The following is a 23,967-nucleotide window of genomic DNA, read 5'->3' as shown; positions in this document are numbered from 1 at the left end:
GGCCATCGAACGCGACCTCAGCCGCGGGTAAGCCGGTCTTCCACACCGAGCAGATAGAGCACCCCATCCAGGCCCAGCACGCTCACCGACTGGCGGGCGGACTGGCGCACCAGCGGCTTGGCGCGAAAGGCCACGCCCAGCCCGGCCAGGGCCAGCATCGGCAGGTCGTTGGCGCCGTCGCCCACGGCGATGGTCTGCTCCAGCGTCAGGCCTTCACGGCTGGCCAGTTCCTGCAGCAGGTCGGCCTTGCGCTGGGCATCGACGATGGGCTCGACAGCGCGGCCGGTCAGCTTGCCGTCGACGATCTCCAGTTCGTTGGCATAGACGTAGTCGATGCCCAGCCGCGCCTGCACCTGGCGGGCGAAATAGGTGAAGCCGCCGGAAAGGATGGCGGTCTTGTAGCCCAGCCGCTTCAACTCGGCGAACAGCCGCTCGGCGCCCTCGGTCAGGCGCAGCCCGGCACCGATGTCTTCCAGCACCTCTTCGGACAGGCCCTGCAGCAGTGCCATGCGCTCGGTGAAGCTGGCGCGGAAGTCGATCTCGCCGCGCATGGCGCGCTCGGTGATGGCCGCCACCCGCTCGCCGATGCCGGCGGCCTTGGCCAGTTCGTCGATGACCTCGGCCTGGATCAGGGTGCTGTCCATGTCGAACACCGCCAGGCGCCGGTGCTGCCGCTGCAGATCGTCGGCTTGCCAGCCGATGTCGGCCTGGCCTTCCTGGGCCAGCGCCAGCAGCCCCGCGCGCAGCGCCTGGGGCTCGAGCGGCTCGCCGGTGATGCGCAGCTCCAGGGCGGCGCGCGCGGTCGCGCCCGGCTCGCTCAGGGCGCGGATGGCATGGATGTTCAGGCCCTGCTCGCGGCACAGCGCGGCCAGGCGGGTCAGCGGCAGATCGGCCAGGCTGCGGCCCATCAGCGTCAGGACATGGGCTTCGCCGGTCTCCGGCGCCGGCTGCGCCAGGGGCGCCACCTGCAGACCCAGGGCCTGCAGCGCCTGCCCCAGCGCGGCGCCGGCACTGGCCGGGCTGACCAGCAGGGTCACCGCGGCACTGTTGTCCAGCCCCTGCTGCTGCAGCGATTCCAGCCGGGCACCGGCCGCGGCCAGGGCGCCGGTGAGAGCAGCCAACCAGTCGGCGGGCAGGATGCCCACGGCCTGGAGTCCGATAACGTCTTGCATGGCGATCCCCTCGCGGAAAAGCGCGCAGTCTACCCTTTCGCCCCGGCGGTGCCGAGCCGTGGGCACCGGCTGGCGGCGGGAGTCCACCGCCGGCCTCTTTTGCGGGCGAAGCCCTGCATTCGCCGTTTTCGCACCCCTGGCGCGCTGGTTATACTGGCCGCACATTTTTTGTCCAAAGAAACGATTTCTGTGACCCGCCCCGCGACCGTCAAGCCCGATAATTTCTTCCTGCTGATCTACCGAGCCCTGCGCCAGCGTCGTGTGCCGGTGGCCTTGCGCATCGTTTCCCACAGCCTGCTGCTGGTGGCGGCCGCCCTGGTGATCTATGCCGGCATCATGAGCATGCAGTTCCGCCATGCCATGCAGCAGCAGGCCGACGCCGTCGGCCAGAGCCTGGTGACCCAGACGGCCAACTCCGCCGCCGAATTGCTGGTGGCCAACGACAACCTCAGCCTCAACGTGCTGCTGAGCAACCTGGCGCGCAATCCGCTGGTGGCCCATGCCGCGGTCTACAGCCCGGACAACCGGGTGCTGGCCGAATCCGGCACGCGCCCGAGTCAGGGCCTGCTGACCGCCACCGACGGCATCTACAGCACGCCGATCCGCTTTCAGGACGTCACCGCCGGCCAGGTGCGCCTGGCGCTGGACATGGACCAGTTCCAGCAGCCGATGATGATCAGCCTGCAGAACATGGGACTGCTGGGCCTCATTCTGCTGGCCCTGACGCTGATCCTCAGCCTGCGCCTCGGGCGCCAGCTGTCGACGCCGCTGCTGGAGCTGCGCGTCTGGCTGCGTGATCCCGATGACCCCGCACCGGGCGCCGGTCGCCTCGACGAACTGGGCGACCTGGCCCGCCAGCTGCAGAGCCGCCTGGTACCGCCCAAGCCGCCCAAGGCGGAAGTGGCCGACGAAGACGACGATCCCTTCGCCGACGAGCAGGGTGGCCTGAGCGTCAAGCCGCCTGCGCGCAAGGCCGCCGCCAAACCGGCCGCGCGCAAGGCGCCCGTGGCGGACGCCGACAGCGAGCTGGACGCCGACGCCTTCGCCGAGCTGGTACCGGACTCCTTCACCGAGCCGCCGCCCACACCCGCTCCGGTGGTGCCCACCGAACCCGATATCGTCACCTCCGCGGTGCTGGCCATCCAGCTCGGCGCCCAGGACCAGCTCAGCCGGCTGCCGCGCAGCCGCCTCGAACAGCTGCTGGAGCGCTATCGCGACTGCCTGCAGCAGGCCACCGAGCTCTATGACGGCGAACTCCACACCCTCAAGGACGGGGGCAGCCTGATCCTCTTCCACGAGCGCAGCGACGACGACGACTACCTGACCCGCGCGCTGTGCTGCGGCGAGATCATGCGTGCCCTGGGTCATGCGCTGCAGGTGGAAGTGGTCGGCAGCGGTGCAACCCTGCAGCTGCAACTGGGTCTGACGCAGGGCGAACGCCTCGCCGGCCTGGAGCTTGCCCAATTGCTGGAAAACACCACCGTGCGCAATGCCCAGGCGCTGAGTCGCCACAGTCGCAACCTGTTGCTGGTCGAGCAGAGCATCGCCGAGGACGAGCTGCTGCGTAAACGCGCCCGTATCCGCACCATCGCCAGCCCCGCCGGGGCCAGTTGCGTGGAACGTCTCCTGGAACCCTACTCCGCGACGCTGGAGCGTCATCTGGTCCGGCTCGAGGCGCGTTAAAGCGCCCACCCGACCCCACCTATGAGCGCCCTCCTGCCCCGTCTCGCCCTCGTTGCGCTGTTGCTGGCGGCCTGCGCTGCCCAGGCGGCGCCCAACGCGAGCAGCGTGCGACTGCCCGATGGCGGGGTCTATACCGGCGAGATCGTCAGCGGTCTGCTCAACGGCAGCGGGCGCATCGAGTGGCCCAACGGCAACTGGCTCAAGGGCCGCTTCAAGGACGGCCTGGCCGAGGGCCCCGGCGAACAGCAATTCGCCGACGGCACCTACTACCAGGGCACCTTTCGCCGCGGTCTCTACCATGGCCAGGGCAATCTGATCAGCAGCAGCGGCTGGGAGTACCACGGCAGCTTCGTCAACGGCCGCATGCAGGGCCAGGGCTCCAAGCTCGACAGCGACGGCACCCAGACCATCGGCACCTTCAACGACGGCCACCTCAACGGCGTCGGCCAGTGGCAGGAGCCGGGCGGCGATCGCTATGACGGCGAATTCGTCGACGACCAGTTCGAAGGCGCCGGCGTCTATCGCAGCGCCGGTGGCGATCTCTGGCGCGGGCGCTTCAGTGGCGGCGAGCTGACCGGCAACGGCGAATTCGTCGGCAGCGACAGCAGCCAGTACCGCGGCGCCTTCCGCAACTGGAAATTCGATGGCCAGGGCGTGCTCACCAACAGCGACGGCAGCGTCTATCGCGGCAACTTCGCCGATGGCGTCTATGCCGGCATGGGCGTCCTGACCCGCGCCGACGGCCAGGTGGAACGGGGTCTCTGGGAGGGCGGCAAGCGCATCCGCGACGACCAGGGCCAGTACATCGCCGATCCCCTGGAGCGCGCCCTGCTCGATCAGGGCAAGGTGCTCGACCAGGAATTGCAGCAGATCCCCGCCTCCACCCCCGCCACCGAACTCTATGGCCTGGTCCTGGCCGGTGACGGTGGCCAGGGCGTGTTCCAGCGCGAGGCCAACTATGTGGCCAACTTCCTGACCACCACCTGGGGCGCCCGCGACGTCGTCCACCTGATCAACGCCAAGGACATCCGCAGCGACCATCCGCTGGCCACCCGCGAGAATCTCTACCAGAGCCTGCAGGCCCTGGCCCAGCGCACCGGTCCGGAAGACCTGATCCTCATCTACCTGACCAGCCACGGCTCGGCCGACCATCAGCTGGTGCTCTCCCAGCCGGGCCTGGATCTTTCCAGCCTGCCGGCGGCGGAGCTCGGCCGCCTGCTCGCGCCCCTGCGCGGCCGCGACAAGCTGATCATCGTCTCCAGCTGCTACAGCGGCGGCTTCATCCCGCAACTGCAGGACGACCATACCCTGGTGATGACCGCCTCCAAGGCCGATCGCACCTCCTTCGGCTGCACCGACGAAGCCGATTTCACCTATTTCGGCCGCGCCCTGTTCGCCGAGGCCTTCCAGCACACCGACGATCCCGAACAGGCCTTCCAGCGCGCCCGCGACACCGTGTCGGTGCGCGAGAAGACCGAAGGCTTCGACCCGTCCGAGCCGCAGCTCTGGGCACCGCCGGCCGTGCTGCAGAAGTGGCGCGCCTGGCGCGCGGGTCGCTGAGAGCCGCCTTTGCCCGGGGCTTTGACGAACAACCGGAACGCCTGAGGTCCAACCTGACATCAGCGGTCGCCGCTACAAGGAGAGCCCCGTGTACCTGACGCCTCAGCATGCCCTCATCGCCGGCGCCACTGGCCTGACCGGCGAACACCTGCTCGACCGCCTCCTCAACGAGCCGACGGTCCCCCGGGTGCTGGCGCCGACCCGTCGCCCGCTGGCGGAACACGCCCGGCTGGACAATCCGGTGGGTGACCTAAACAGCCTGCTGCCGACCCTGGAAGGCCCGCTGGATGTGGCCTTCTGCTGCCTGGGCACCACCATGAAGCAGGCCGGCTCCGAAGCCGCCTTTCGCGCCGTGGACTATGGCCTGCCCCTGGCGGTCGGCCAGCGCGCCCTGGAACTGGGCGCCCGTCACTACATCGTGGTCAGCGCCATCGGCGCCGACCCTCAGTCATCGATCTTCTACAACAAGGTCAAGGGCGAACTGGAAGAAGCCCTGCGCGCCCAGGGCTGGACGCAACTGACCCTGGCGCGACCGTCGCTGCTGATCGGCCAGCGCCAGGAAGAACGCCTGGGCGAGCGCCTGGCCGCCCCCTTGTCGCAATGGCTGCCCGGCAAGTGGCACGGCATCGAAGCCGCCGTGCTGGCCCGCGCGCTATGGCGCCTGGCCCTGGAAGAAGGCAAGGGCGTGCGCGTGGTGGAATCGGACGAATTGCGCAAGCTGGGGCGGTGAAGGCGTAGCGCCAGGGGCGGAGCCTGCAAACGCCTGGATAAGCCCCCTCTCCCTCCGGGAGAGGGCTGGGGTGAGGGCACGCCTCACGACGAAGCCACCCGCGGAAAAGGCTGCGCCGTTTTCCGCGCTACGGAGCCTGCACAAGCTCCTTCTCGCTCGGATAGCCCCCTCTCCCTCTGGGAGAGGGTTGGGGTGAGGGCCCGCCTCACGACAAAGCCACCAGTGGAAAAGGCCGCGCCGTTTTCCACGCTACGAGCCTGCACAAGCCCCTTCTCGCTCGGATAGCCCCCTCTCCCTCTGGGAGAGGGTTGGGGTGAGGGCACGCCTCACGACGAACTCACCAGTGGAAAAGGCTGCGCCGTTTTCCGCGCTACGGTGCAGAAGGCTTGGTCGCTTGCAGGAGCAGCCTTCTGGGCGCCATCAATCGTAGGTTGGGCTGAGACGGCTCCACTGTCGAAGCCCAACATCACCGAGGCAGGAGCTGTCGGGCTTCGCTGCGCTCAACCCAACCTACGCCGGCCGCCAGGATCGGCCACGTCGGCTAACCAGCCGGGTCGCAATCAGACAGTGGCTCCTACGCTGGCTGAGCCAGCACCATCTGGTCGACCTCCTGCACCAGCCAGTCGTGCAGGGCGCGCAGGCGGGGATCGGCCAGGGCGCCCTGGGCATAGAGCAGCATGTACCTCTTGTGCGCCGGCACCGAACGGCCGAACGGCGGCACCACCAGCACCCCTCGGGCCAGTTCGTCGGTGATCAGGGCGCGGCGGGCGATGGCGACGCCCATGCCGGCAATGGCCGCCTCGATGGTCAGGTGGTTGCGGTTGAAGGTGTGGCCCCGCCGCACATCCAGCGCCGGCGCGCCGATGCTGGCCAGATAGAATTCCCATTCGGCGTATTCGTAGCTGCCGCGCCAGGCGGTGATGTCGTGCAGCAGCGGATAGAACTCCAGGTCCTCCGGCCGCTCCAGCGGCGGTCGCCCGGCCAGCAGGCTGGGCGCGCAGACCGGAAAGATCTCTTCCTCCATCAGCGGCGTCGAGGCCAGGCCCGGATAGCTGCCGTCGTTGAGGTCGATGGCCAGGTCGAATTCGCCCTCGCGCAGCGACCAGCTGCTGTCTTCGGCCACCAGCCGCAGTTGCAGGTCGGGAAAGCGCGCCTGCAGCCGCGGCAGTCGCGGCGTCAGCCACTTGCCCAGGAACGAAGGGATCGACCTGAGGCGCACCACGCCGCCGAACTGACCGGCGTTGAGACGGCGCAATTCGGCGTCGATCAGCCCATAGGCCTGATTCAGGGTGGTTGCCAGGCGCTGGCCTTCGGCGGTCAGCTCCAGGCCACGGGCCACCCGGTGAAACAGCTTGAAGCCCAGGCGCTCTTCCAGCTGGCGCATCTGCTGGCTGATGGCGCCCGGCGTCACGTGCAGCTCTTCGGCACAGCGCGTGAAGGACAGGTGCCGGGCGGCGCAGGCGAAGACCTGCAGCCAGGCCTGGGTTTGGGCGTTGAGGATCCGGCTCATCGATGAGTTCCGCTAAAGGATCGCTTAGAAGCTTTCGTTTGTGCGAGCTGAGGGCTTATCACCACTATGAGCCATCCGCCGGCACCTTGTCTGGCGACCATTCAAGCTCAATCAGGGATTATCGTCATGGCCATCAGCGTCTTCGACCTGTTCAAAATCGGCGTGGGTCCGTCCAGTTCCCATACCGTGGGCCCGATGCGGGCCGGCGCCCTGTTCGCCCAGCGCCTGGTCGACGAAGGTCTGCTGGAACAGGTCAAGCGGATCGAGGTACGCCTTTACGGATCGCTCTCGGCCACCGGCGTCGGCCACGGCACCGACCGCGCCACCCTGATCGGCCTCATGGGCGAATGGCCGGATCGCGTCGATCCCGCCGCCGTGGAGCCGCGCATCGAAGCCCTGCGCAACGAGCGCCAGCTGCTGCTGGCCGGGCGCCAGGCGATCCACTTCGACTGGCAGGAAGACCTGCTGCTGCTGGACGAGAGCCTGCCCTATCACCCCAATTCCATGACCCTGACCGCCTTTGGCGCCACTGGCGAGGTGGCCGAGGCGACCTACTATTCCATCGGTGGTGGCTTCGTGGTGGACGCCGCCCAGGCCGCCAGCGGCGTGCTGGACAACGACACCACCGAACTGCCCTACGACTTCTCCAGCGGCGCCGAGCTGCTGCAGCTGTGTCGCCGTCATGGCCTGGGCGTGGCCGAGCTGATGCTGGCCAACGAAAAGAGCTGGCGCTCCGAGGAAGAGATCCGCAGCGGCCTGCTGCGCATCTGGAGCGTGATGCGCGAATGCGTGCAGAACGGTCTCGCCAACGAGGGCATCCTGCCCGGCGGCCTCAAGGTGCGTCGCCGCGCCGCCCGCCTGCACCAGAGTCTGCAGGCCATCGGCAAGCCCAACGTCATCGGCTCCACCCTCTCCGCCATGGAATGGGTCAACCTCTTCGCCCTGGCGGTGAACGAGGAGAACGCCGCCGGCGGGCGCATGGTCACCGCGCCCACCAACGGCGCGGCCGGGATCATCCCGGCGGTGCTGATGTACTACATGAAATTCAATCCCGACGCCTGCGACGACGACGTGGTGCGCTTCATGCTCGCCGCCGCCGCGGTCGGCATCCTGTGCAAGAAGAACGCCTCCATCTCCGGAGCCGAGGTGGGCTGCCAGGGTGAGGTCGGCTCGGCCTGCGCCATGGCCGCGGCCGGTCTGGCCGAGGTGCTGGGCGCCAGTCCGGCGCAGCTGGAAAACGCCGCCGAGATCGGCCTGGAGCACAACCTGGGACTGACCTGCGATCCGGTCGGCGGCCTGGTGCAGGTGCCCTGCATCGAGCGCAATGCCATCGCCGCGGTCAAGGCGATCAATGCCGCCCAGATGGCCCTGCGCGGCGACGGCGAGCACTTCATCTCCCTCGACCAGGTGATCCGCACCATGAAGGAAACCGGCGCGGACATGCACAGCAAGTACAAGGAAACCTCGCGCGGCGGTCTGGCCGTGACCTTCGTGGAGTGCTGAGAGACGCTTGATCGCTCCAGCGCGGCGTATATACTCCTATGTATATACGCCTTGAGGAGACGTCCATGGCCGAAGCCCGCGTGTTCAAGTCCGGTAACAGCCAGGCCTTGCGCCTGCCCAAGGAATTTCGCTTCGAATCGGATCGGGTGGAAATCTTCCGCCGCGGCGACGAGATTGTCTTGCGGGAGTTGCGGCCAGATGCCGCCGATATCTTCGACACCCTGGCCGCGCTGTCATTGGCGACCCTGGAGCGGGAAGACAGCCCACCCCAGGCGCGGGAAGAGTTCTAGTGCCTGCTCGCTACCTGCTCGACACCAATATCTGTATCTACATCGCCAAGCACAATCCGCCGCAGGTCCGCGAACGCTTCGCCCGGCATGGGCGCGATGAGCTGGCGATGTCGGCGATCACCTGGGGCGAACTCTGTCATGGCGCGGCCAAGAGTCAGCAACCCGAGCGCACCCGGGCGATCCTGGAACAACTCCGACAACAGATCGCCGTGCTGGAACTGGATGCGGAATGCGCCGAGCACTATGGTGCCATCCGCGCCGAGCTGGAGCGCCAGGGCAAGATCATCGGCAACAACGACCTGTGGATCGCCGCCCATGCCCGCGCCAGGGCGCTGATCCTGGTCAGCAACAACCTGCGGGAATTCAGCCGGGTCGCCGATCTGGCCTGCGAGAACTGGACAGCAGCCGATTGAAACGGCACGGTCGGCTCTGACCTAGACACAAGGAACGCCCATGAGCCTCGACTCCGTTCGCCAGCACCTCGCCCGCATCGCCCCCGATCTCGAGATCCTCGAGGCCACCACCAGTACCGCGACCGTCACCCTGGCGGCGGCCGCCCATGGCGTGGAGCCGGGGCGGATCGCCAAGACCCTGGGGCTGAAAGTCGGGGAGCAGCAGTTGCTGCTGGTGGCGCGCGGCGATGCGCGCCTGGACAACCGCAAGCTCAAGGCCGCCTTCGGTGGCAAGGCCAAGCTGCTCGATGCCGCCACCGTGGAAGGTCTCACCGGGCATCCGGTGGGCGGCGTCTGCCCGTTCGGGCTGGCCACCCCGTTGCCGGTCTATTGCGATGAATCGCTGAAAGCCTTCGACGAGGTATTACCGGCCGCCGGTGCCATCCACAGCTGCGTGCGCCTCACCCCGGAGCGGCTGGTCGCCCTCAGCGAGGCGCGCTGGGTGGATGTCTGCGAGGTGGGCGATCAGCGCAGCTGATCGTTCTTTTCCACGTCGCGCCGATCCTTGTTCAGCACCACGCAGGCGTAGTAGCCGCCGCCGAGCAGGATGAGCGCGAGCAGGCTGAAGAGAATCATGAAGATACCATCGTCCATGGCTGCCTCCGAGGGATGCCAGAAAGGGATGGATAAAGCTTAGGCCTCCCGCCGCCCGCGTTACAGCAGCAGGTAGACACATGAAAAACCGGATCAGATGGGGCCCTGCTCGCTATAGTGACGGTCTCCCCTGCCCTGGCCCTGCATGAAGCGCTACGAAAGATTCGCCGACCAGCTCGCCACCCTGATGGCCCGCGGCGTCCTCGCCCCCGGCGAGCGGCTGCCCTCGGTACGCAGCGCCAGCCAGACCCATGGCATCAGCCCCTCCACGGTGTTCCAGGCCTATTACCTGCTGGAGAGTCGCGGGCTGATCGAGGCCCGCGAGCGGTCCGGCTATTTCGTCCGCGAACCGGCGCGGGCGCGGGACGCGGCGCCGCTGCTGGCGCCCCTGGAAGGCACCGAGGTCGCGGTGAGCGACCTGGTCTATTCGGTGCTGCAGTCGCTGCAGGATCCGGACATCGTGCCCTTCGGCTCGGCCTTTCCCAGTCCCGATCTCTTTCCCCTGGCGCGCCTGGCCCGCAGCATGGCCCACGGCCTGCGCGACCTGCCCGCCCAGGACCTCACCGCCTACGTCACCCCCGGTCATCCCGAGTTGCGCCGGCAGATCGCCCGGCGCTATGGCCTGGCCGGCATGCCGGAGGTCGGCGAAGAACTGGTGATCACCCATGGCGCCCTGGAGGCGCTCAACCTGGGGCTGCAGAGCCTGACCCGCCCCGGTGATCTGGTGGCGGTGGAAAGTCCGGCCTTCTACGCCAGCCTGCAGGTGCTGGAACGGCTGCAGCTCAAGGCGGTGGAGATTCCCGTCGATGCCGAGCGTGGCCTCAACCTGGATGCCCTGGAAGAAGCCCTGAGTCGCCTGCCGATCAAGGCCTGCTGGTTCATGAGCGGCCTGCAGAATCCCACCGGGGTCAGTCTCGACGATAGCGCCCAGCAGCGCCTCTATGGCCTGCTGCAACGCCATCAGGTCCCGCTGCTGGAAGACGACGTCTATGCCGAACTCTACAGCGGCAGCGAACCGCATCGCCCGGTCAAGCGCTTCGACCGCGACGGCCTGGTGCTGCACTGCGGCTCCTTTTCCAAGTGCCTGGCGCCCGGCTATCGCATCGGCTGGATCGCCGCCGGTCGCCAGGCCGGCGCCGTCGCGCGGTTGCGGCTGATGACCACCATCACCCCCTCGATGCCGGCCCAGGCCGCCTTGGCCGACTACCTCCAGCACGGCGGCTACGATCGCCACCTGCGCCGCCTGCGGCTGAGTCTCGACCGCCAGCGCCAGGCCATGCTGGCGGCGGCGCGGCGCTACTTTCCCGCCGACACCCACGTCAGCCGGCCCCAGGGCGGCTACTTTCTCTGGTTCGAATTGCCCTCGCGGGTGGACAGCCTGGCGCTCTACCGCCAGGCTCTGGCCGAGGGCATCAGCCTGGCGCCGGGACCGATCTTTTCCGCGCAGCAAGGCTTTCGCCACTGCATCAGACTCAATTGCGGGCATCCCTGGGACGCCCGCAGCGAGGCGGCCATGGCCAGGCTCGGCGAGTTGCTGAAGGCGTTCTAGAGGCCGCCGCGCACACTGCCCCGCCCACCGATGGCGGCCGGCAGGGACAGCGGCAGCAGCAGGGTGTCGAGCAGGGCGCTGGCGGGCAGGTCCAGCACCGGCCAGGCCGGCGCCTCGGCGCCGAAGCGCTCCCAAGCGCAGCAGCCGCCCTGCAGCGCATAGAGATCCAGCCGGGTACCGGCATAGACCACCGGCGCGCCGGGCTTGGCGGCGTCCAGGGTGCGCGCCGTGGCGCAGCCGCCGAGGACCAGCACAGTCGTCAGCAGCAGGCCGAGGCGCACCGCCCTAGTCATCGTTGCCGGACAGGTGATGTTCGCCCCAGCGCGGCAGCATGTCCTGGGGGATGCCCAGAGTATTGAGGATGCGCGCCACCACGAAGTCCACCAGGTCGTCGAGGGTCTGCGGCTGGTGGTAGAAGCCCGGCGAGGCCGGCAGGATGGTCACGCCCAGGTTGGACAGCTTGAGCATGTTCTCCAGGTGGATGCTGGAGAACGGCGACTCGCGCGGCACCAGGATCAGCTGCCGTCGCTCCTTGAGGGCCACGTCGGCGGCGCGCTCGATGAGGTTGTTGCTGGCGCCGGTGGCGATGGCCGAGAGGGTGCCGGTGGAACAGGGGCAGACCACCATGGCCGCCGGGGCGCTGGAACCGGACGCCGGCGGCGCCATCCAGTCGCTCTGGCCGAATACCCGTACCTGGCCAGGGGCCGCGCCGGTGTATTCGGTGAGAAAGGCCTGCATGGCCTGGGGCTTGGGTGGCAGCACCACGTCGGTCTCGGTGGCCATCACCAGTTGCGCGGCCTTGGAGATGAGGAAGTGCACCTCGCGCTCCTCCTGCACCAGGCAGTCCAGCAGGCGCAGGCCGTACTGGGAGCCGGAGGCGCCGGTCAGCGCCAGGGTGATGCGTTCCGGGCCGGCCATCATGCCTGCTCCAGGGCGGCGGCCAGCTTGCCGTGCAGGCCGCCGAAGCCGCCGTTGCTCATGATCACCACATGGGTGGGGCCGTCCAGCTCGGCCTGGACCCGGGTGATGATCGCCGCCAGGGAGTCGCAGACCACCGCCGGTACGGCGCAGGCCTCGGCCGTGCCGGCCAGGTCCCAGCCGAGATTCGGCGGGGCGTACCAGATGACGCTGTCGGCGCCGGTGACGCTGGCCGGCAGGCCGTCACGGTGGGCGCCCAGCTTCATGGAATTGGAGCGCGGCTCGATGACGGCGATGATCCGCTCGCTGCCGACCCGGGCGCGCAGACCCTGCAAGGTGGTGGCGATGGCGGTGGGGTGATGGGCGAAGTCGTCGTAGACGGTCACGCCGCGCACCTCGGCGACCTTTTCCATGCGCCGCTTCACGCTGCGGAATTCGCTCAGGGCGGCGACACCTAGGCTCGGTACCACGCCAACGTGACGAGCCGCCGCCAGGGTGGCCAGGGCATTGGCCACGTTGTGCTGGCCGGTCAGTTCCCAGTTCACCGTGCCCTGCACCGCGCCGTCGAACAGCACCTCGAAGCGCGAGCCGTCCTCGGCCAGCAGACGGGCCTGCCATTGGCCACCTGCGCCGGTGGTCTGCACCGGGGTCCAGCAGCCCATCTCCAGCACCCGCACCAGGGCCGTCTCGGCGGTGGGGTGGATGATCAGGCCGCTGCTGGGAATGGTCCGCACTAGATGGTGGAACTGCCGCTCGATGGCCACAAGATCCGGAAAGATGTCCGCGTGATCGTATTCCAGGTTGTTGAGGATGGTGGTCCGCGGTCGGTAGTGGACGAACTTGGATCTCTTGTCGAAGAAGGCGCTGTCGTATTCGTCGGCTTCCACCACGAAGAAGGGCGTGCCGCCCAGGCGCGCCGAGATGCCGAAATTCTGCGGCACCCCCCCGATGAGAAAGCCCGGACTCATGCCGGCGTGCTCCAGCACCCAGGCCAGCATGCTGGTGGTGGTGGTCTTGCCATGGGTGCCGGCGACCGCCAGCACCCAGCGGCCCTGCAGGACGTGCTCGGCCAGCCACTGGGGCCCGGAGACATAGGGCAGGCCCTGGTCCAGCACGTATTCCACCGCCGGATTGCCACGCGACAGGGCGTTGCCGATCACCACCAGGTCCGGTGCCGGATCCAGTTGGGCCGAATCGTACCCCTGGGTCAGTTCGATGCCCTGGGCTTCGAGCTGGGTGCTCATGGGCGGATAGACGTTGGCATCGGAGCCGGTCACGCGATGGCCGGCTTCCTTGGCCAGCACCGCGAGCGACCCCATGAAGGTGCCGCAGATACCGAGGATGTGGATGTGCATGACAGGCGGGCTCCGCTGCAGATTGAACGGCGGCAAGGTTAGCACGGGGGGCCGCGCCGCCGGAGCGATGGCCGTCGCGGATACCCGGCGCTGCGCCGGCCCCGGGCGGCAGGATTTCGACTAGAGTGCGCAAGGCATCCCTGGCTTTGCGGATGCCCAAGTAGCCGTGGATCCGTTCGCCCTGATAACAAGCACAAGAGGTCGACCATGCTGAAACACCTGCTGATCACCGCTGCAACCCTTTCCTTCGCCAGCCTTGCTCTGGCCGCCGCGCCAGCCAAGGTCGCCGACACCGCCCTGGGCAAGGTGCTCGTCGACGGCAAGGGCATGACGCTCTACACCTTCGCCAAGGACAGCGCGGGCAAGTCCGCCTGCAACGGTCCCTGTGCCCAGAACTGGCCACCGCTGACAGCCGAAGCGGGCGCCAAGGCCGCCGATGGCTACAGCCTGGTCACCCGTGACGACGGCAGCCAGCAATGGGCCTACCAGGGCAAGCCGCTCTACACCTGGGTCAAGGACAGCAAGCCGGGCGATACCACCGGGGATGGCGTCAATCAGGTCTGGCACGTGGCCAAGCCCTGATGCCCGGGCGCTGTCTGCCCCGCGCGGGCAGCGCCTTATCTACCCCATGGTTTAATAATTCATAATCATTCATTTTTAGTGATAAGCGCGCAGGCTTAACCTAGGAGCCTTCCCTTTCAGGAGCCCGCCATGCCGTTTTTCGCCGCTGTCCCAGCGCAGGCTCTCAGACCCTTCAGCCAGCTCGACCGCCCCCTGGAGGTCATCCGCCAGTTCACCCCCAACTGGTTCGCCGTGACCATGGGCACCGGCGTGCTGGCCCTCGCCCTGGCCGCCTTTCCCTGGCGGTTGCCTGGATTGCACGCCCTCGCCGAAGGCCTCTGGCTGCTCGCTGTGCTGCTGTTCGGCCTGTTCACCGGGCTCTATGCCGCACGCTGGCTGCTGTTCTTCGACGAGGCCCGTGAGATCTTCGCCCACGCCACCGTCTCGATGTCTATCGGCACCATCCCCATGGGCCTGGCCACGCTGATCAACGGGCTGCTGCTGTTCGGCCTGCCGCGCTGGGGCGCGGCGGTGCTGCCCCTGGCGCTCGGCCTCTGGTGGCTGGATGTGGCCATGGCGCTGGCCTGCGGGGTGCTGGTCCCCTATCTGATGTTTACCCGCCAGGCGCATCGCATCGACCAGATGACCGCCGTCTGGCTGTTGCCGGTGGTAGCCGCGGAGGTGGCGGCGGCCAGTGGTGGCCTGCTGGTGCCGCATCTGGCGGCCGGCGAGCACTTCACCGTACTCGTCGCCAGCTATGTGCTCTGGGCCTATTCGGTGCCGGTCGCCCTCAGCCTGCTGGTGATCCTGCTGCTGCGCCTGGCGCTGCACAGGCTGCCGCCGGCCAGCATGGCGGCGTCGAGCTGGCTGGCGCTGGGTCCGATCGCCACCGGTGCCCTGGGTCTCCTGGTGCTGGGCAGCGCGGCGCCCGCGGTGTTCGCCGCCCATGGCCTGGCCGGCATTGGCGAGATCGTCCGGGGCCTGGGCCTGCTGGGCGCGCTGCTGCTCTGGGGCCTGGGGCTCTGGTGGCTGGCGCTGGCGGTGCTGGTGACCCAGCGCCAGGCCCGGGAGGGCATGCCCTTCAACCTGGGCTGGTGGGGCTTCACCTTTCCCCTGGGCGTCTATGCCCTGACCACCCTGCGCCTGGGCGAGGCCCTGGCGGCACCCTTCTTCACCGGCCTGGGCGCCGTGCTGGTGGTGCTGCTGGCCCTGCTGTGGCTCCTGGTCGCCAGCCGCACCCTGGCCGGCGCCTACCGGGGCAGCCTGTTCGTCTCGCCCTGTATCGCTCATCTGTGCCGGAAGGTGCGCTAATCCTGGGGGCGCTGCAGGCCGTGTTGATGCAACCAGCGATAGAGGGTGTTGCGACTGACCCCCAGGCGCTTGGCGGCGCGGGTCATCTGCCAGTGGCAGTCGTCCAGCAACGCGCGCAGCTCCTCGCGGGCGCTGTCGACTGGCGCCGCGCTGGACGGCATGGAGAGCCGGGCGCCACGGCAGTCGGCAGGTAGCTCGTCCAGGCCGATATGGCCATCTTCGCTCAGGGCCACCAGGGTGCGCAGCACGGTGCGCAACTGGCGGACGTTACCGGGCCAGGGTTGCGCCAGCAGGCAGGCGCGCGCGGCCGGATCGAGGCGGATCGACTCGCCGCGGGCCTCTTCGGCCAGCAGCTGATCGAGCAGTTCGCCGCGGTCACTGCGCTCGCGCAGCGCCGGCAGGGTCACCACCAGGCCGCGCAGGCGATAGTAGAGGTCTTCGCGAAAGCTGCCGGCGGCCACCAGGGCCTCCAGGTCGCGATGACTGGCGCTGACCAGGCGCAGGTCCAGGGCCCGCGGTGCGCCGCCGCCGAGGGGGACCACCTGGCGTTCTTCCAGCACCCTGAGCAAGCGGGTCTGCAGCGCCAGCGGCATGTCGCCGATCTCATCGAGAAAGAGAATGCCGCCATCGGCCTGCTGCAACTTGCCGGCCATGCCTTCCTTGCGCGCCCCGGTGAAACTGCCGCCGCGATAGCCGAACAGCTCGCTTTCGATCAGCGTCTCCGGGATGGCCGCGCAATTGAGGGCGACGAAGGCCTGGCCGGCGCGACTGCTGGCGCGGTGCAGGGCGCTGGCGAAGGCTTCCTTGCCGGTGCCGGTCTCGCCATGCAGCAGCACCGGCACGTCGCGCTCCAGCACCTTGAGCGCCCGGGTGAAGTCCCGCGCCAGGGCCGGATCGGCCAGGCAGATGCCGCTGGGCAGGGGCGCCTTGGGCACCGCCACCGGGGTGACCGGCCGTACCTGGGGACCGCGCACCAGGCCGTGGAAGCCCTGGCCCTGAAGGCCACGCAGCGCCCAGCAGGCGCTGGGTTGCGGGCGGGCGCGCTCCAGCAGGTCGTCCTGCCGCAACTCGAACAGGCTCGCCATCCGCTGCCCCAGCACCGCGCTGCGCGCCAGGCCCAGCAACATCAGGGCGGTCTCGTTGGCGGCCTGGACGCGACCCTCGGCGTCGAAGGCCAGCAGCCCTTCGCTGAGCAGACCGACATAGGCCGCCTGGGCATGGAAGCGCAGCAGGTAGCCGTCGGCGTAGCGGTCGAGGAAGTAGCAACTCTCGATCAGCTTGGCCGAGAGATTGACCAGCGCCATGGTGTGGAACTGGCCCTGGCGCGAGGCTTCCTGGCGGGCGGTGGAGACGTCCAGCACCGCCAGCAGTTCGCCGGCCGGATCGAAGACCGGACTGGCCGAGCAGGTCAGCTGGGTATGGCGACTGCGAAAGTGTTCGTCGCGATGGATGGTCAGCGCCTGGCGCTCCACCACGCAGGTGCCGATGCCGTTGGTGCCCTCGCAGGCCTCGCTCCAATCGGCGCCCAGCCACAGCCCGGCCTGCTGGAAGGTCTCGCGCTCGGCCTCGGCGGTGACGCAATCGAGGATCAGCCCGCGGGCATCGGTGAGCAGCACGGCATGGCCGGCACCGCCCAGTTGCTGGTGCAGGGCATTCATCTGCCCGCGGGCGATCTGCAGGACCCGCTGCTGGCGCTGGCGGTGCTCGTCGAAGCGGGCGCGCTCCAGCACCCAGGGCGCTACCGGAGCGGCCGGGTCGAGCTGGTGTTCGTCGAGACAGCGCCGCCAGGAGCGGGCGATGGCCGGATCGCTGGCCGGGCCGTCGAGGACGGCGCCGCGGGCGAGTTCGAGCACCTGGCTGGCATGACGATCGGACGGGGTGGCGGCCATTGTTGTTGTCCTCCGCGGGGGCGTCTGCGCGGCCCCCAGCATAGGCCAAATCGGACGGACTGGGCACCTTGTCACCCCCAGGTGACAGGCTGTCACGCCACGGGGTGACACCTCTGTCACAGTGACAGGCGGCGGCTTTCCCCGAGACGGGCCGCGAGGCCGCAGCCATGCGGGTTCGCCCGACTTGGCCCGCGCCTTGCTCAGGATCGGAGCGCCGCTCTTCCTACAAGAACAAACAGGAGACCCACCATGCGCTACGCAGCTCCCGGCACCCAAGACGCCTTGCTGACCCTGCAGGCCCGCTACGGCAACTACATCGGCGGCGAATTCGTCGCCCCGGTGAAAGGCCAGTACTTCACCAACACCTCCCCGGTGAACGGCTCGGTGATCGGTGAATTCCCCCGCTCCGACGCCGCCGACATCGAACGCGCCCTGGACGCCGCCCATGCCGCCGCCGATGCCTGGGGCCGCACCTCGGTGCAGGACCGCTCGCTGATCCTGCTCAAGATCGCCGACCGCATCGAACAGCATCTGGAAAAACTGGCCGTCGCCGAAACCTGGGACAACGGCAAGGCGGTGCGCGAGACGCTCAACGCCGACGTGCCCCTGGCCGCCGACCACTTCCGCTACTTCGCCGGCTGCATCCGCGCCCAGGAAGGCAGCGCCGCCGAGATCAACGACACCACCGCCAGCTACCATTTCCACGAGCCGCTGGGCGTGGTCGGCCAGATCATCCCCTGGAATTTCCCGCTGCTGATGGCCGCCTGGAAGCTGGCACCGGCGCTGGCCGCCGGCAACTGCGTGGTGCTCAAGCCCGCCGAGCAGACCCCGCTGTCGATCACCCTGTTCGTCGAACTGGTCGGCGACCTGCTGCCGCCCGGCGTGCTCAACGTGGTGCAGGGCTATGGCAAGGAGGCCGGCGAGGCCCTGGCCACCAGCACCCGCATCGCCAAGATCGCCTTTACCGGCTCGACCCCGGTGGGTTCGCACATCCTCTCCTGCGCGGCCAAGAACATCATTCCGAGCACCGTGGAGCTAGGTGGCAAGTCGCCCAACATCTACTTCGAAGACATCATGCAGGCCGAGCCGAGCTTCATCGAAAAGGCCGCCGAGGGTCTGGTGCTGGGCTTCTTCAACCAGGGCGAGGTCTGCACCTGCCCCTCGCGCGCCCTGGTGCAGGAATCCATCTACGCCCCCTTCATGGAAGCGGTGATGAAGAAGATCGCCCAGATCAAACGCGGCGATCCGCTGGACACCGACACCATGGTCGGCGCCCAGGCCTCCCAGCAGCAATTCGAGAAGATCGTCTCCTACCTGGAGATCGCCCGCCAAGAAGGCGCCGAATTCCTCACCGGCGGCAACGTCGAGAAGCTGCAGGGTGACCTGGCCAGCGGCTATTACATCCAGCCGACCCTGCTCAAGGGTCACAACAAGATGCGCGTCTTCCAGGAAGAGATCTTCGGCCCGGTGATCGGCGTCACCACCTTCAAGGACGAAGCCGAGGCCCTGGCCATCGCCAACGACACCGAGTTCGGCCTCGGCGCCGGGGTCTGGACCCGCGACATCAACCGCGCCTACCGCATGGGCCGCGGCATCAAGGCCGGTCGCGTCTGGACCAACTGCTACCACCTCTATCCCGCCCATGCCGCCTTCGGTGGCTACAAGAAATCCGGCGTCGGCCGGGAAACCCACAAGATGATGCTCGACCACTACCAGCAGACCAAGAATCTGCTGGTCAGCTACGACATCAATCCGCTGGGCTTCTTCTAGGAGCGACCGGCAGACCCCGGGGCGCGGCCGCCACTGGCGGTGCCCCGGGGCCAACGCCGCTCCGCGAAGACGACGCCTGGATCGCGCGCCTCAGCAGGACGTCGGGGCGCGCCTCCCGCCTGACCTGGATCAACACCCCTTCCCCGTGGGTGGCCGACGCTAGACGCAGCGGCCGCCCGTGGCGGACAGGTGCGTCCCGGCGCAGGCCCCGTCTGGCTTCATCCACGCATCATGCCTCCATGAGGGACTCGTCATGCCCAAAACAATGAAAGCCGCTGTCGTCACCGCCTTTGGCAAACCCCTGGAATTCCGCGAAGTCGAGGTGCCCACCCCGGGTGCAGGCCAGGTGCTGGTCAAGATCGCCGCCAGCGGCGTCTGCCACACCGACCTGCACGCCGCCCAGGGCGATTGGCCGGTCAAGCCCAATCCGCCCTTCATCCCCGGCCACGAAGGCGTCGGCCATGTGGTGGCGGTGGGCGCCGGGGTCACCCATGTCAAGGAAGGCGACCGGGTCGGGGTGCCCTGGCTGTATTCCACCTGCGGCCACTGCGAGCATTGCCTGGGCGGCTGGGAAACCCTCTGCGAATCCCAGCAGAACACCGGCTACTCGGTGAACGGCGGCTTCGCCGAATACACCCTGGCCGATGCCGGCTACGTCGGCCGCCTGCCGGACAACGTCGGCTTCGTCGAGATCGCGCCCATCCTCTGCGCCGGGGTCACCGTCTACAAGGGCCTGAAGATGACCGATACCCGGCCGGGCAACTGGGTGGTGATCTCCGGCATCGGCGGACTTGGCCACATGGCGGTGCAGTACGCCCGGGCCATGGGCCTCAACGTGGCGGCGGTGGACGTGGACGATAAGAAGCTCGACCTCGCCCGCCGGCTGGGCGCCGAGGTCACGGTCAACGCCCGCGAGCAGGATCCGGCGGCCTACCTCAAGAAGGAGATCGGCGGTGCCCACGGCGCCCTGGTCACGGCGGTCTCGCCCAAGGCCTTCGAACAGGCCATCGGCATGACCCGCCGCGGCGGCACCATCGCCCTCAACGGCCTGCCGCCGGGCGACTTCCCGCTGTCGATCTTCGACATGGTGCTCAACGGCACCACGGTGCGCGGCTCCATCGTCGGTACCCGCCTGGACCTGCAGGAGGCGCTGGACTTCGCCGGCGAGGGCAAGGTCAAGGCCACGGTGAGCGCCGAACCGCTGGAGAACATCAACGACATCTTCGCCCGCATGCACGGCGGCGGCATCGAGGGTCGGGTGGTGATCGACATGGCGCTGAGCTGAGAACCGGCTCGCCACTCCCGCGCCCATCCGGGCGCGGGAGTGAACCTTTGCCCTACCCTGACCTCTGAGCGGCTGGCGTTTTTTCCCGGCGCCGATCTCGACCAGGCCACAAAACCCGGTCCCGGCTGCCTTTATAATCGCCGCCGGACCCTCGCAACCACGGTAGGCACGCCCCATGGAATTCAACCCGATCGATCTGATCCTGCACCTCGACGTCTATCTCAGCGGGTTGGTCGCCCAGTACGGCACCTGGATCTACGCCATTCTCTTCGCCGTGATCTTCTGCGAGACGGGCCTGGTGGTCATGCCCTTCCTGCCCGGCGACTCCCTGCTGTTCATCGCCGGCGCGCTCTCCGCCCTCGGCGACATGGACCCCTATCTGCTGGCCGGCCTGCTGATGTTCGCCGCGGTGGCGGGCGACAGCACCAACTACCTGATCGGCCGCTTCGCCGGCGACAAGCTGTTCAGCAACCCCCATTCCAAGGTGTTCCGCCGCGACTACCTGCTGCGCACCCAGGCCTTCTACGAGCACCATGGCGGCAAGACCATCACCCTGGCGCGCTTCCTGCCCATCATCCGCACCTTCGCCCCCTTCGTCGCCGGCGTCGGCCGCATGCACTACCCCTACTTCCTGGCCTACAGCGTGCTCGGCTCGCTGCTCTGGGTCGGTGGTCTGGTGAGCCTGGGCTACTTCTTCGGCAACGTGCCCTTCATCAAGCAGAATCTCACCCTGATGGTACTGGCCATCATCGGCATCTCCCTGCTGCCGATGATCCTCGGCCTGATCAAGAGCCGGCGCGCCGCGGTGCAGAGCGGAGTCTGAGTCCTTGGGCTTCTGGCGCGCCTGGCGCGAGCGGCGCCTGCTTGCGCGGGTCGCCATCGCCGACGAGCTCTGGGCGCGCCTGCGTCAGCGCCTGCCGATCCTCGACGGCCTGAGCGTCGCGGAAGACGCCTGGCTGCGCGAGCACTGCGTGCTGTTTCTCGCCGAGAAGCGCCTCACCCTGCTCCAGGGTCTGGAACTGGACGACGGCGATCGCCTCTTGCTGGCCGCCCAGGCCCTGCTGCCACTGCTGCACCTGCCGGAAGCGGCGCTCTATCCCAACGTGCGCGAGATCGTCGTCTACCCGGACGCCTTCGTCAGTCCCCAGCGCCATCGCGACGAGGGCGGCCTGGAGCACGAATGGGACGAGGAGCGCGACGGCGAAGCCTGGGATCGCGGCCAGGTGGTGCTGGCCTGGCCCGGCATCCAGGCCAGTGGCGGCTGGGAAGCCTACAACCTGGTCATCCACGAATTCGCCCACCTGATCGACCTGCTCGCCGGCGGCCTGTGCAACGGCCAGCCACCGCTGCACCCAGGCATGCCCCAGTCGGCCTGGACCAGCGCCCTGCAGCACGCCTATGACGACCTCAATCGCCAGCTCGACGCCGATCCGGACGCAGAGACCGCGCTCGACCCCTATGCGGCGGAAAGCCCCGAGGAATTCTTCGCCGTCGCCTGCGAGTACTTCTTCAGCGCGCCCGACCTGCTCGACGAACACTATCCGGCGGTCTACGCCCAGCTGCGGCAGCTGTTCCGCCAGGATCCGCGCCAGCGTCTCGCCGTCAGCCTGGCGAGCGTGCAACAGCCGACACCCCCGGGGTCCGAGGCTCGAACCCCGATCTGAAAGCGCCTATACTCCCGGCCACTTTTCCCAACCGACCAGAGGGACCCGTTCATGAGCTACAGCAAGATTCCCGCCGGCAAAGACCTGCCGAACGACATCTACGTCGCCATCGAGATTCCGGCCAACCACGCGCCGATCAAGTACGAGATCGACAAGGACAGCGACGCCCTCTTCGTCGACCGTTTCATGGCCACCCCCATGTTCTACCCGGCCAACTACGGCTACATCCCCAACACCCTGGCCGACGATGGCGATCCCCTGGACGTGCTGGTCGTGACCCCCTACCCGGTCGCTCCCGGCGCCGTGATCCGCGCCCGTCCGGTCGGCGTCCTGCACATGACCGACGAAGCCGGTGGCGACGCCAAGCTGATCGCCGTTCCCCACGACAAGCTGAGCGTCCTGTACAAGGACGTGAAGGAATACACCGACCTGCCGGCCCTGCTGCTAGAGCAGATCAAGCACTTCTTCGAGAACTACAAGGATCTGGAGAAGGGCAAGTGGGTCAAGGTCGAAGGCTGGGGCGACGCCGACGCCGCCCGCGCCGAGATCACCAAGGCCGTGGCCGCCTACAAGGGCTGATCCACGCCGCTGTCGCAAAGCCCGGTTCGCCGGGCTTTTCTGTTTCCGGACGCAACGCCGGCCACGCCGGGCTTCCTATCCGGCGGCAAAGCGACTACCCTGCACCCCTCGTCGCCATCCGCGACCCTGCGCCGATCCGCCATCTGCCGATCGCCGCCGGAGGCCCCAGGCCTCTTTCTCATCTGCCCGGCAAGGGCAACCCGGGCGGGCCGGGCTCACCAAAAATCAGCTCAACCCGCCCTCGAAAGCCGGCCACAAGCCGGCTTTTTTGCGTCTGCGATTCGAGCGGACCGACGACTGGCGCCGAGGCCTGGTGTTCGCCAAGCGGCAAGCCAGAGCCCTTCGTTGCCAGCGCAGCCTCCGGCTCCTCCCGTCACGCCTGGTCGCAAGAAACTCAGACGGGGCGCCCAGGGTCGACCGGGGACGAAGTTTGTCCCGAGCCACCGTCATGTCCCGTCGTCTGCGCTTGCCGCTTTATATCCTCATCGGCCTGGTCGTCCTGCTGCTGTGCCTGCACCTGGCCGCGCCCCTGCTGATCCGCCATTACCTCAACGACAAGCTGGCCGACATGGGCGACTACCGCGGCCAGGTCACCGACGTGGACCTGGCCTGGTGGCGCGGCGCCTATCGCATCGAGGGGCTGGAGATCGTCAAGGTCAACGGCAAGGTGCCGGTGCCCTTTCTCAAGGCGCCCAGCATCGACATCGCGGTGAGCTGGCGCTCGCTGTGGCGGGACCATGCCATCGTCGGACGCATCCTCTTCGATCGTCCCGAACTCAACTTCGTCGACGGCGGCGCGCGCAAGGAGCAATCGCAGACCGGTGAAGGCACCGACTGGCAGGACCAGGTCGACAAGCTGATCTCCATCACCCTCGACGAGGTGCGGGTGGTCAATGGGCGGGTGACCTTCCGCAACTTCAATTCCAGGCCCCAGGTGAATCTGGCGGCCACCGACGTCAACGCCAGCCTCTACAACCTGACCAACGCCGCCGACGCCCAGGGCGAACGCATCGCCCACTTCGAAGGCAAGGCCGCCATCCTCGGCAGCGCGCCGCTGGAAGCCAGCGCTCGCTTCGATCCCTTCAAGGATTTCACCGACTTCGACTTCCGCCTGCGCGTGACCGACATCGACCTGCCCAAGCTCAACGACTTCGCCCGTGCCTACGGCAAGTTCGATTTCCGCGCCGGCAGCGGCGACGTGGTGGTGGAAGCCAAGGCGGTGGATGGCCGGCTCAGCGGCTACGTCAAACCCCTAATGAAGAACGTCGATATCTTCGACTGGCAGCAGGACGTCGAGAATCGCAACAAGAACGCCCTGGAAAGCGCCTGGGAAGCCGTGGTCGGCACCGCCCAGACGCTGCTCAAGAACCAGCCCCGCGATCAGTTCGCCACCCGGGTGGATCTCTCCGGCAGCGTGAAGGATCAGAACATCAGCCCGCTGCAGGCCTTCTTCAATATCCTGCGCAACGCCTTCGTGCGGGCCTTCAGCGCCCGCTACGACGCGGATTGAGGCCACACCACATGGGTTGGCGCTGAGCGCAGCGAAGCCCAACAGGCTGGATTATCGGTGTTTGCCCGCCCTCACCCCAGCC

23 protein-coding genes are annotated in these 23,967 nt (G+C 68.0%); 16 read left to right on the top strand and 7 right to left on the bottom strand.

The features are described from left to right. Window positions 1-17: 17 nt before the first annotated feature. A complete protein-coding gene (gene serB / locus CFE50_RS01870) occupies window positions 18-1,172 on the bottom strand; it encodes a phosphoserine phosphatase SerB (protein ID WP_286730561.1) in 1,155 nt (384 codons plus the stop codon). 189 nt (window positions 1,173-1,361) lie between these two features. On the opposite strand from serB, the gene CFE50_RS01865 reads away from it, so the two are divergent. The 3 genes from CFE50_RS01865 (at window position 1,362) to CFE50_RS01855 (ending at window position 5,145) form a co-directional block, all read left to right on the top strand. Next, window positions 1,362-2,855 carry an AhpA/YtjB family protein gene (locus tag CFE50_RS01865; protein WP_027598855.1) on the top strand — a complete coding sequence of 498 codons (1,494 nt, stop codon included), beginning with the start codon at window positions 1,362-1,364 and terminating at the stop codon, window positions 2,853-2,855. Window positions 2,856-2,876: 21 nt separating this feature from the next. Next, a complete protein-coding gene (locus CFE50_RS01860; protein ID WP_027598856.1) occupies window positions 2,877-4,415 on the top strand; it encodes a C13 family peptidase in 1,539 nt (512 codons plus the stop codon). A gap of 88 nt (window positions 4,416-4,503) precedes the next feature. Next, entirely contained in the window at window positions 4,504-5,145 is a 642-nt protein-coding gene (locus CFE50_RS01855) for an oxidoreductase (RefSeq protein ID WP_017642883.1), read from the top strand. A 574-nt stretch (window positions 5,146-5,719) separates the two neighbouring features. Here CFE50_RS01855 and CFE50_RS01850 read toward each other — a convergent pair. After that, entirely contained in the window at window positions 5,720-6,655 is a 936-nt protein-coding gene (locus CFE50_RS01850) for a LysR substrate-binding domain-containing protein (protein ID WP_017642882.1), read from the bottom strand. 126 nt (window positions 6,656-6,781) lie between these two features. Between CFE50_RS01850 and CFE50_RS01845 the strand changes: the two genes are divergently transcribed. From CFE50_RS01845 to CFE50_RS01830, 4 genes are all read left to right on the top strand, one after another. Further along, complete coding sequence (locus CFE50_RS01845) at window positions 6,782-8,158, top strand: L-serine ammonia-lyase (protein WP_286730557.1); 1,377 nt, start codon at window positions 6,782-6,784, stop codon at window positions 8,156-8,158. Between the two features lie 65 nt (window positions 8,159-8,223). Then, on the top strand, window positions 8,224-8,448 hold the full coding sequence (locus CFE50_RS01840) for an antitoxin (protein ID WP_133862345.1): 225 nt from the start codon (window positions 8,224-8,226) through the stop codon (window positions 8,446-8,448). After that, window positions 8,448-8,861, top strand: coding sequence for a type II toxin-antitoxin system tRNA(fMet)-specific endonuclease VapC (gene vapC, locus CFE50_RS01835; protein ID WP_027598859.1), 414 nt, complete (start codon window positions 8,448-8,450; stop codon window positions 8,859-8,861). Before CFE50_RS01840 ends, vapC begins: the two co-directional genes overlap by 1 nt. Before the next feature lie 40 nt (window positions 8,862-8,901). Beyond that, window positions 8,902-9,378, top strand: a complete 477-nt coding sequence (locus CFE50_RS01830; RefSeq protein ID WP_286730554.1) for a YbaK/EbsC family protein — start codon at window positions 8,902-8,904, stop codon at window positions 9,376-9,378. Here the strand turns inward: CFE50_RS01830 and CFE50_RS01825 are convergent. After that, window positions 9,366-9,494 carry a hypothetical protein gene (locus CFE50_RS01825; protein WP_007161186.1) on the bottom strand — a complete coding sequence of 43 codons (129 nt, stop codon included), beginning with the start codon at window positions 9,492-9,494 and terminating at the stop codon, window positions 9,366-9,368. The two genes, CFE50_RS01830 and CFE50_RS01825, sit on opposite strands and share 13 nt — an antisense overlap. 145 nt (window positions 9,495-9,639) lie before the next feature. Between CFE50_RS01825 and CFE50_RS01820 the strand changes: the two genes are divergently transcribed. Next, complete coding sequence (locus CFE50_RS01820) at window positions 9,640-11,043, top strand: aminotransferase-like domain-containing protein (RefSeq protein ID WP_286730553.1); 1,404 nt, start codon at window positions 9,640-9,642, stop codon at window positions 11,041-11,043. On the opposite strand, the gene CFE50_RS01815 is transcribed toward CFE50_RS01820, so the two are convergent. Genes CFE50_RS01815 through mpl form a run of 3 tightly spaced genes read right to left on the bottom strand, consistent with a single transcriptional unit; the run spans window position 11,040 to window position 13,316 of the window. Beyond that, a complete protein-coding gene (locus CFE50_RS01815) occupies window positions 11,040-11,336 on the bottom strand; it encodes a YceK/YidQ family lipoprotein (protein ID WP_286730552.1) in 297 nt (98 codons plus the stop codon). The genes CFE50_RS01820 and CFE50_RS01815 overlap by 4 nt on opposite strands. Continuing rightward, window positions 11,329-11,961 (bottom strand): flavin prenyltransferase UbiX, encoded by a 633-nt coding sequence (gene ubiX, locus CFE50_RS01810; protein ID WP_007161189.1) that lies wholly within the window; start codon window positions 11,959-11,961, stop codon window positions 11,329-11,331. The genes CFE50_RS01815 and ubiX overlap by 8 nt, the downstream gene beginning before the upstream one ends. Beyond that, entirely contained in the window at window positions 11,961-13,316 is a 1,356-nt protein-coding gene (gene mpl, locus CFE50_RS01805) for a UDP-N-acetylmuramate:L-alanyl-gamma-D-glutamyl-meso-diaminopimelate ligase (RefSeq protein ID WP_286730550.1), read from the bottom strand. Before mpl ends, ubiX begins: the two co-directional genes overlap by 1 nt. Window positions 13,317-13,523: 207 nt before the next feature. Here mpl and CFE50_RS01800 point away from each other — a divergent pair, with 207 nt between their 5' ends. Continuing rightward, window positions 13,524-13,898: a COG4315 family predicted lipoprotein gene (locus tag CFE50_RS01800; protein ID WP_286730548.1), complete on the top strand. Its 375-nt coding sequence runs from the start codon at window positions 13,524-13,526 to the stop codon at window positions 13,896-13,898. 129 nt (window positions 13,899-14,027) lie between these two features. Continuing rightward, window positions 14,028-15,188 carry an SLAC1 family transporter gene (locus CFE50_RS01795; protein ID WP_286730546.1) on the top strand — a complete coding sequence of 387 codons (1,161 nt, stop codon included), beginning with the start codon at window positions 14,028-14,030 and terminating at the stop codon, window positions 15,186-15,188. On the opposite strand, the gene CFE50_RS01790 is transcribed toward CFE50_RS01795, so the two are convergent. Further along, window positions 15,185-17,077 (bottom strand): sigma-54-dependent Fis family transcriptional regulator, encoded by a 1,893-nt coding sequence (locus CFE50_RS01790; protein WP_286730544.1) that lies wholly within the window; start codon window positions 17,075-17,077, stop codon window positions 15,185-15,187. The two genes, CFE50_RS01795 and CFE50_RS01790, sit on opposite strands and share 4 nt — an antisense overlap. A 249-nt stretch (window positions 17,078-17,326) precedes the next feature. Here CFE50_RS01790 and exaC point away from each other — a divergent pair, with 249 nt between their 5' ends. The 6 genes from exaC (at window position 17,327) to CFE50_RS01760 (ending at window position 23,885) form a co-directional block, all read left to right on the top strand. Beyond that, window positions 17,327-18,847, top strand: coding sequence for an acetaldehyde dehydrogenase ExaC (gene exaC / locus CFE50_RS01785; RefSeq protein WP_241808487.1), 1,521 nt, complete (start codon window positions 17,327-17,329; stop codon window positions 18,845-18,847). A gap of 253 nt (window positions 18,848-19,100) precedes the next feature. Further along, window positions 19,101-20,132, top strand: coding sequence for an alcohol dehydrogenase AdhP (gene adhP, locus CFE50_RS01780; protein ID WP_241808486.1), 1,032 nt, complete (start codon window positions 19,101-19,103; stop codon window positions 20,130-20,132). Window positions 20,133-20,307: 175 nt separating this feature from the next. Continuing rightward, on the top strand, window positions 20,308-20,955 hold the full coding sequence (locus tag CFE50_RS01775; protein ID WP_007161196.1) for a DedA family protein: 648 nt from the start codon (window positions 20,308-20,310) through the stop codon (window positions 20,953-20,955). Between the two features lie 4 nt (window positions 20,956-20,959). Then, the gene (locus CFE50_RS01770; RefSeq protein WP_241808485.1) at window positions 20,960-21,796 is read left to right on the top strand and encodes a M90 family metallopeptidase; all 837 of its coding nucleotides are present in this window, start codon (window positions 20,960-20,962) and stop codon (window positions 21,794-21,796) included. 51 nt (window positions 21,797-21,847) lie between these two features. Further along, window positions 21,848-22,375 (top strand): inorganic diphosphatase, encoded by a 528-nt coding sequence (ppa, locus tag CFE50_RS01765; protein ID WP_007161198.1) that lies wholly within the window; start codon window positions 21,848-21,850, stop codon window positions 22,373-22,375. A gap of 448 nt (window positions 22,376-22,823) precedes the next feature. Beyond that, window positions 22,824-23,885, top strand: a complete 1,062-nt coding sequence (locus tag CFE50_RS01760) for an AsmA family protein (RefSeq protein ID WP_286730538.1) — start codon at window positions 22,824-22,826, stop codon at window positions 23,883-23,885. Window positions 23,886-23,967: the final 82 nt, after the last annotated feature.

This window comes from Pseudomonas sp. PGPPP4 (assembly GCF_002256045.1).
GTDB lineage: Bacteria > Pseudomonadota > Gammaproteobacteria > Pseudomonadales > Pseudomonadaceae > Chryseomonas > Chryseomonas oryzihabitans.
Note: the sequence above shows the minus strand (reverse complement) of the source record. Positions and strands in the feature narration are given on the sequence as shown.

Excerpts from the sequence above, each read along its gene's own strand:
- CFE50_RS01790 (WP_286730544.1), bottom strand. The coding sequence starts at position 17,077 with ATGGCCGCCACCCCGTCCGATCGTCATGCCAGCCAGGTGCTCGAACTC.
- adhP (WP_241808486.1), top strand. The coding sequence starts at position 19,101 with ATGCCCAAAACAATGAAAGCCGCTGTCGTCACCGCCTTTGGCAAACCC.
- CFE50_RS01845 (WP_286730557.1), top strand. The coding sequence starts at position 6,782 with ATGGCCATCAGCGTCTTCGACCTGTTCAAAATCGGCGTGGGTCCGTCC.
- mpl (WP_286730550.1), bottom strand. The coding sequence starts at position 13,316 with ATGCACATCCACATCCTCGGTATCTGCGGCACCTTCATGGGGTCGCTC.
- CFE50_RS01815 (WP_286730552.1), bottom strand. The coding sequence starts at position 11,336 with ATGACTAGGGCGGTGCGCCTCGGCCTGCTGCTGACGACTGTGCTGGTC.
- exaC (WP_241808487.1), top strand. The coding sequence starts at position 17,327 with ATGCGCTACGCAGCTCCCGGCACCCAAGACGCCTTGCTGACCCTGCAG.
- CFE50_RS01800 (WP_286730548.1), top strand. The coding sequence starts at position 13,524 with ATGCTGAAACACCTGCTGATCACCGCTGCAACCCTTTCCTTCGCCAGC.
- CFE50_RS01840 (WP_133862345.1), top strand. The coding sequence starts at position 8,224 with ATGGCCGAAGCCCGCGTGTTCAAGTCCGGTAACAGCCAGGCCTTGCGC.
- CFE50_RS01825 (WP_007161186.1), bottom strand. The coding sequence starts at position 9,494 with ATGGACGATGGTATCTTCATGATTCTCTTCAGCCTGCTCGCGCTCATC.
- CFE50_RS01795 (WP_286730546.1), top strand. The coding sequence starts at position 14,028 with ATGCCGTTTTTCGCCGCTGTCCCAGCGCAGGCTCTCAGACCCTTCAGC.
- CFE50_RS01860 (WP_027598856.1), top strand. The coding sequence starts at position 2,877 with ATGAGCGCCCTCCTGCCCCGTCTCGCCCTCGTTGCGCTGTTGCTGGCG.
- CFE50_RS01830 (WP_286730554.1), top strand. The coding sequence starts at position 8,902 with ATGAGCCTCGACTCCGTTCGCCAGCACCTCGCCCGCATCGCCCCCGAT.
- ubiX (WP_007161189.1), bottom strand. The coding sequence starts at position 11,961 with ATGGCCGGCCCGGAACGCATCACCCTGGCGCTGACCGGCGCCTCCGGC.
- CFE50_RS01850 (WP_017642882.1), bottom strand. The coding sequence starts at position 6,655 with ATGAGCCGGATCCTCAACGCCCAAACCCAGGCCTGGCTGCAGGTCTTC.
- ppa (WP_007161198.1), top strand. The coding sequence starts at position 21,848 with ATGAGCTACAGCAAGATTCCCGCCGGCAAAGACCTGCCGAACGACATC.
- CFE50_RS01775 (WP_007161196.1), top strand. The coding sequence starts at position 20,308 with ATGGAATTCAACCCGATCGATCTGATCCTGCACCTCGACGTCTATCTC.
- CFE50_RS01760 (WP_286730538.1), top strand. The coding sequence starts at position 22,824 with ATGTCCCGTCGTCTGCGCTTGCCGCTTTATATCCTCATCGGCCTGGTC.
- serB (WP_286730561.1), bottom strand. The coding sequence starts at position 1,172 with ATGCAAGACGTTATCGGACTCCAGGCCGTGGGCATCCTGCCCGCCGAC.
- CFE50_RS01820 (WP_286730553.1), top strand. The coding sequence starts at position 9,640 with ATGAAGCGCTACGAAAGATTCGCCGACCAGCTCGCCACCCTGATGGCC.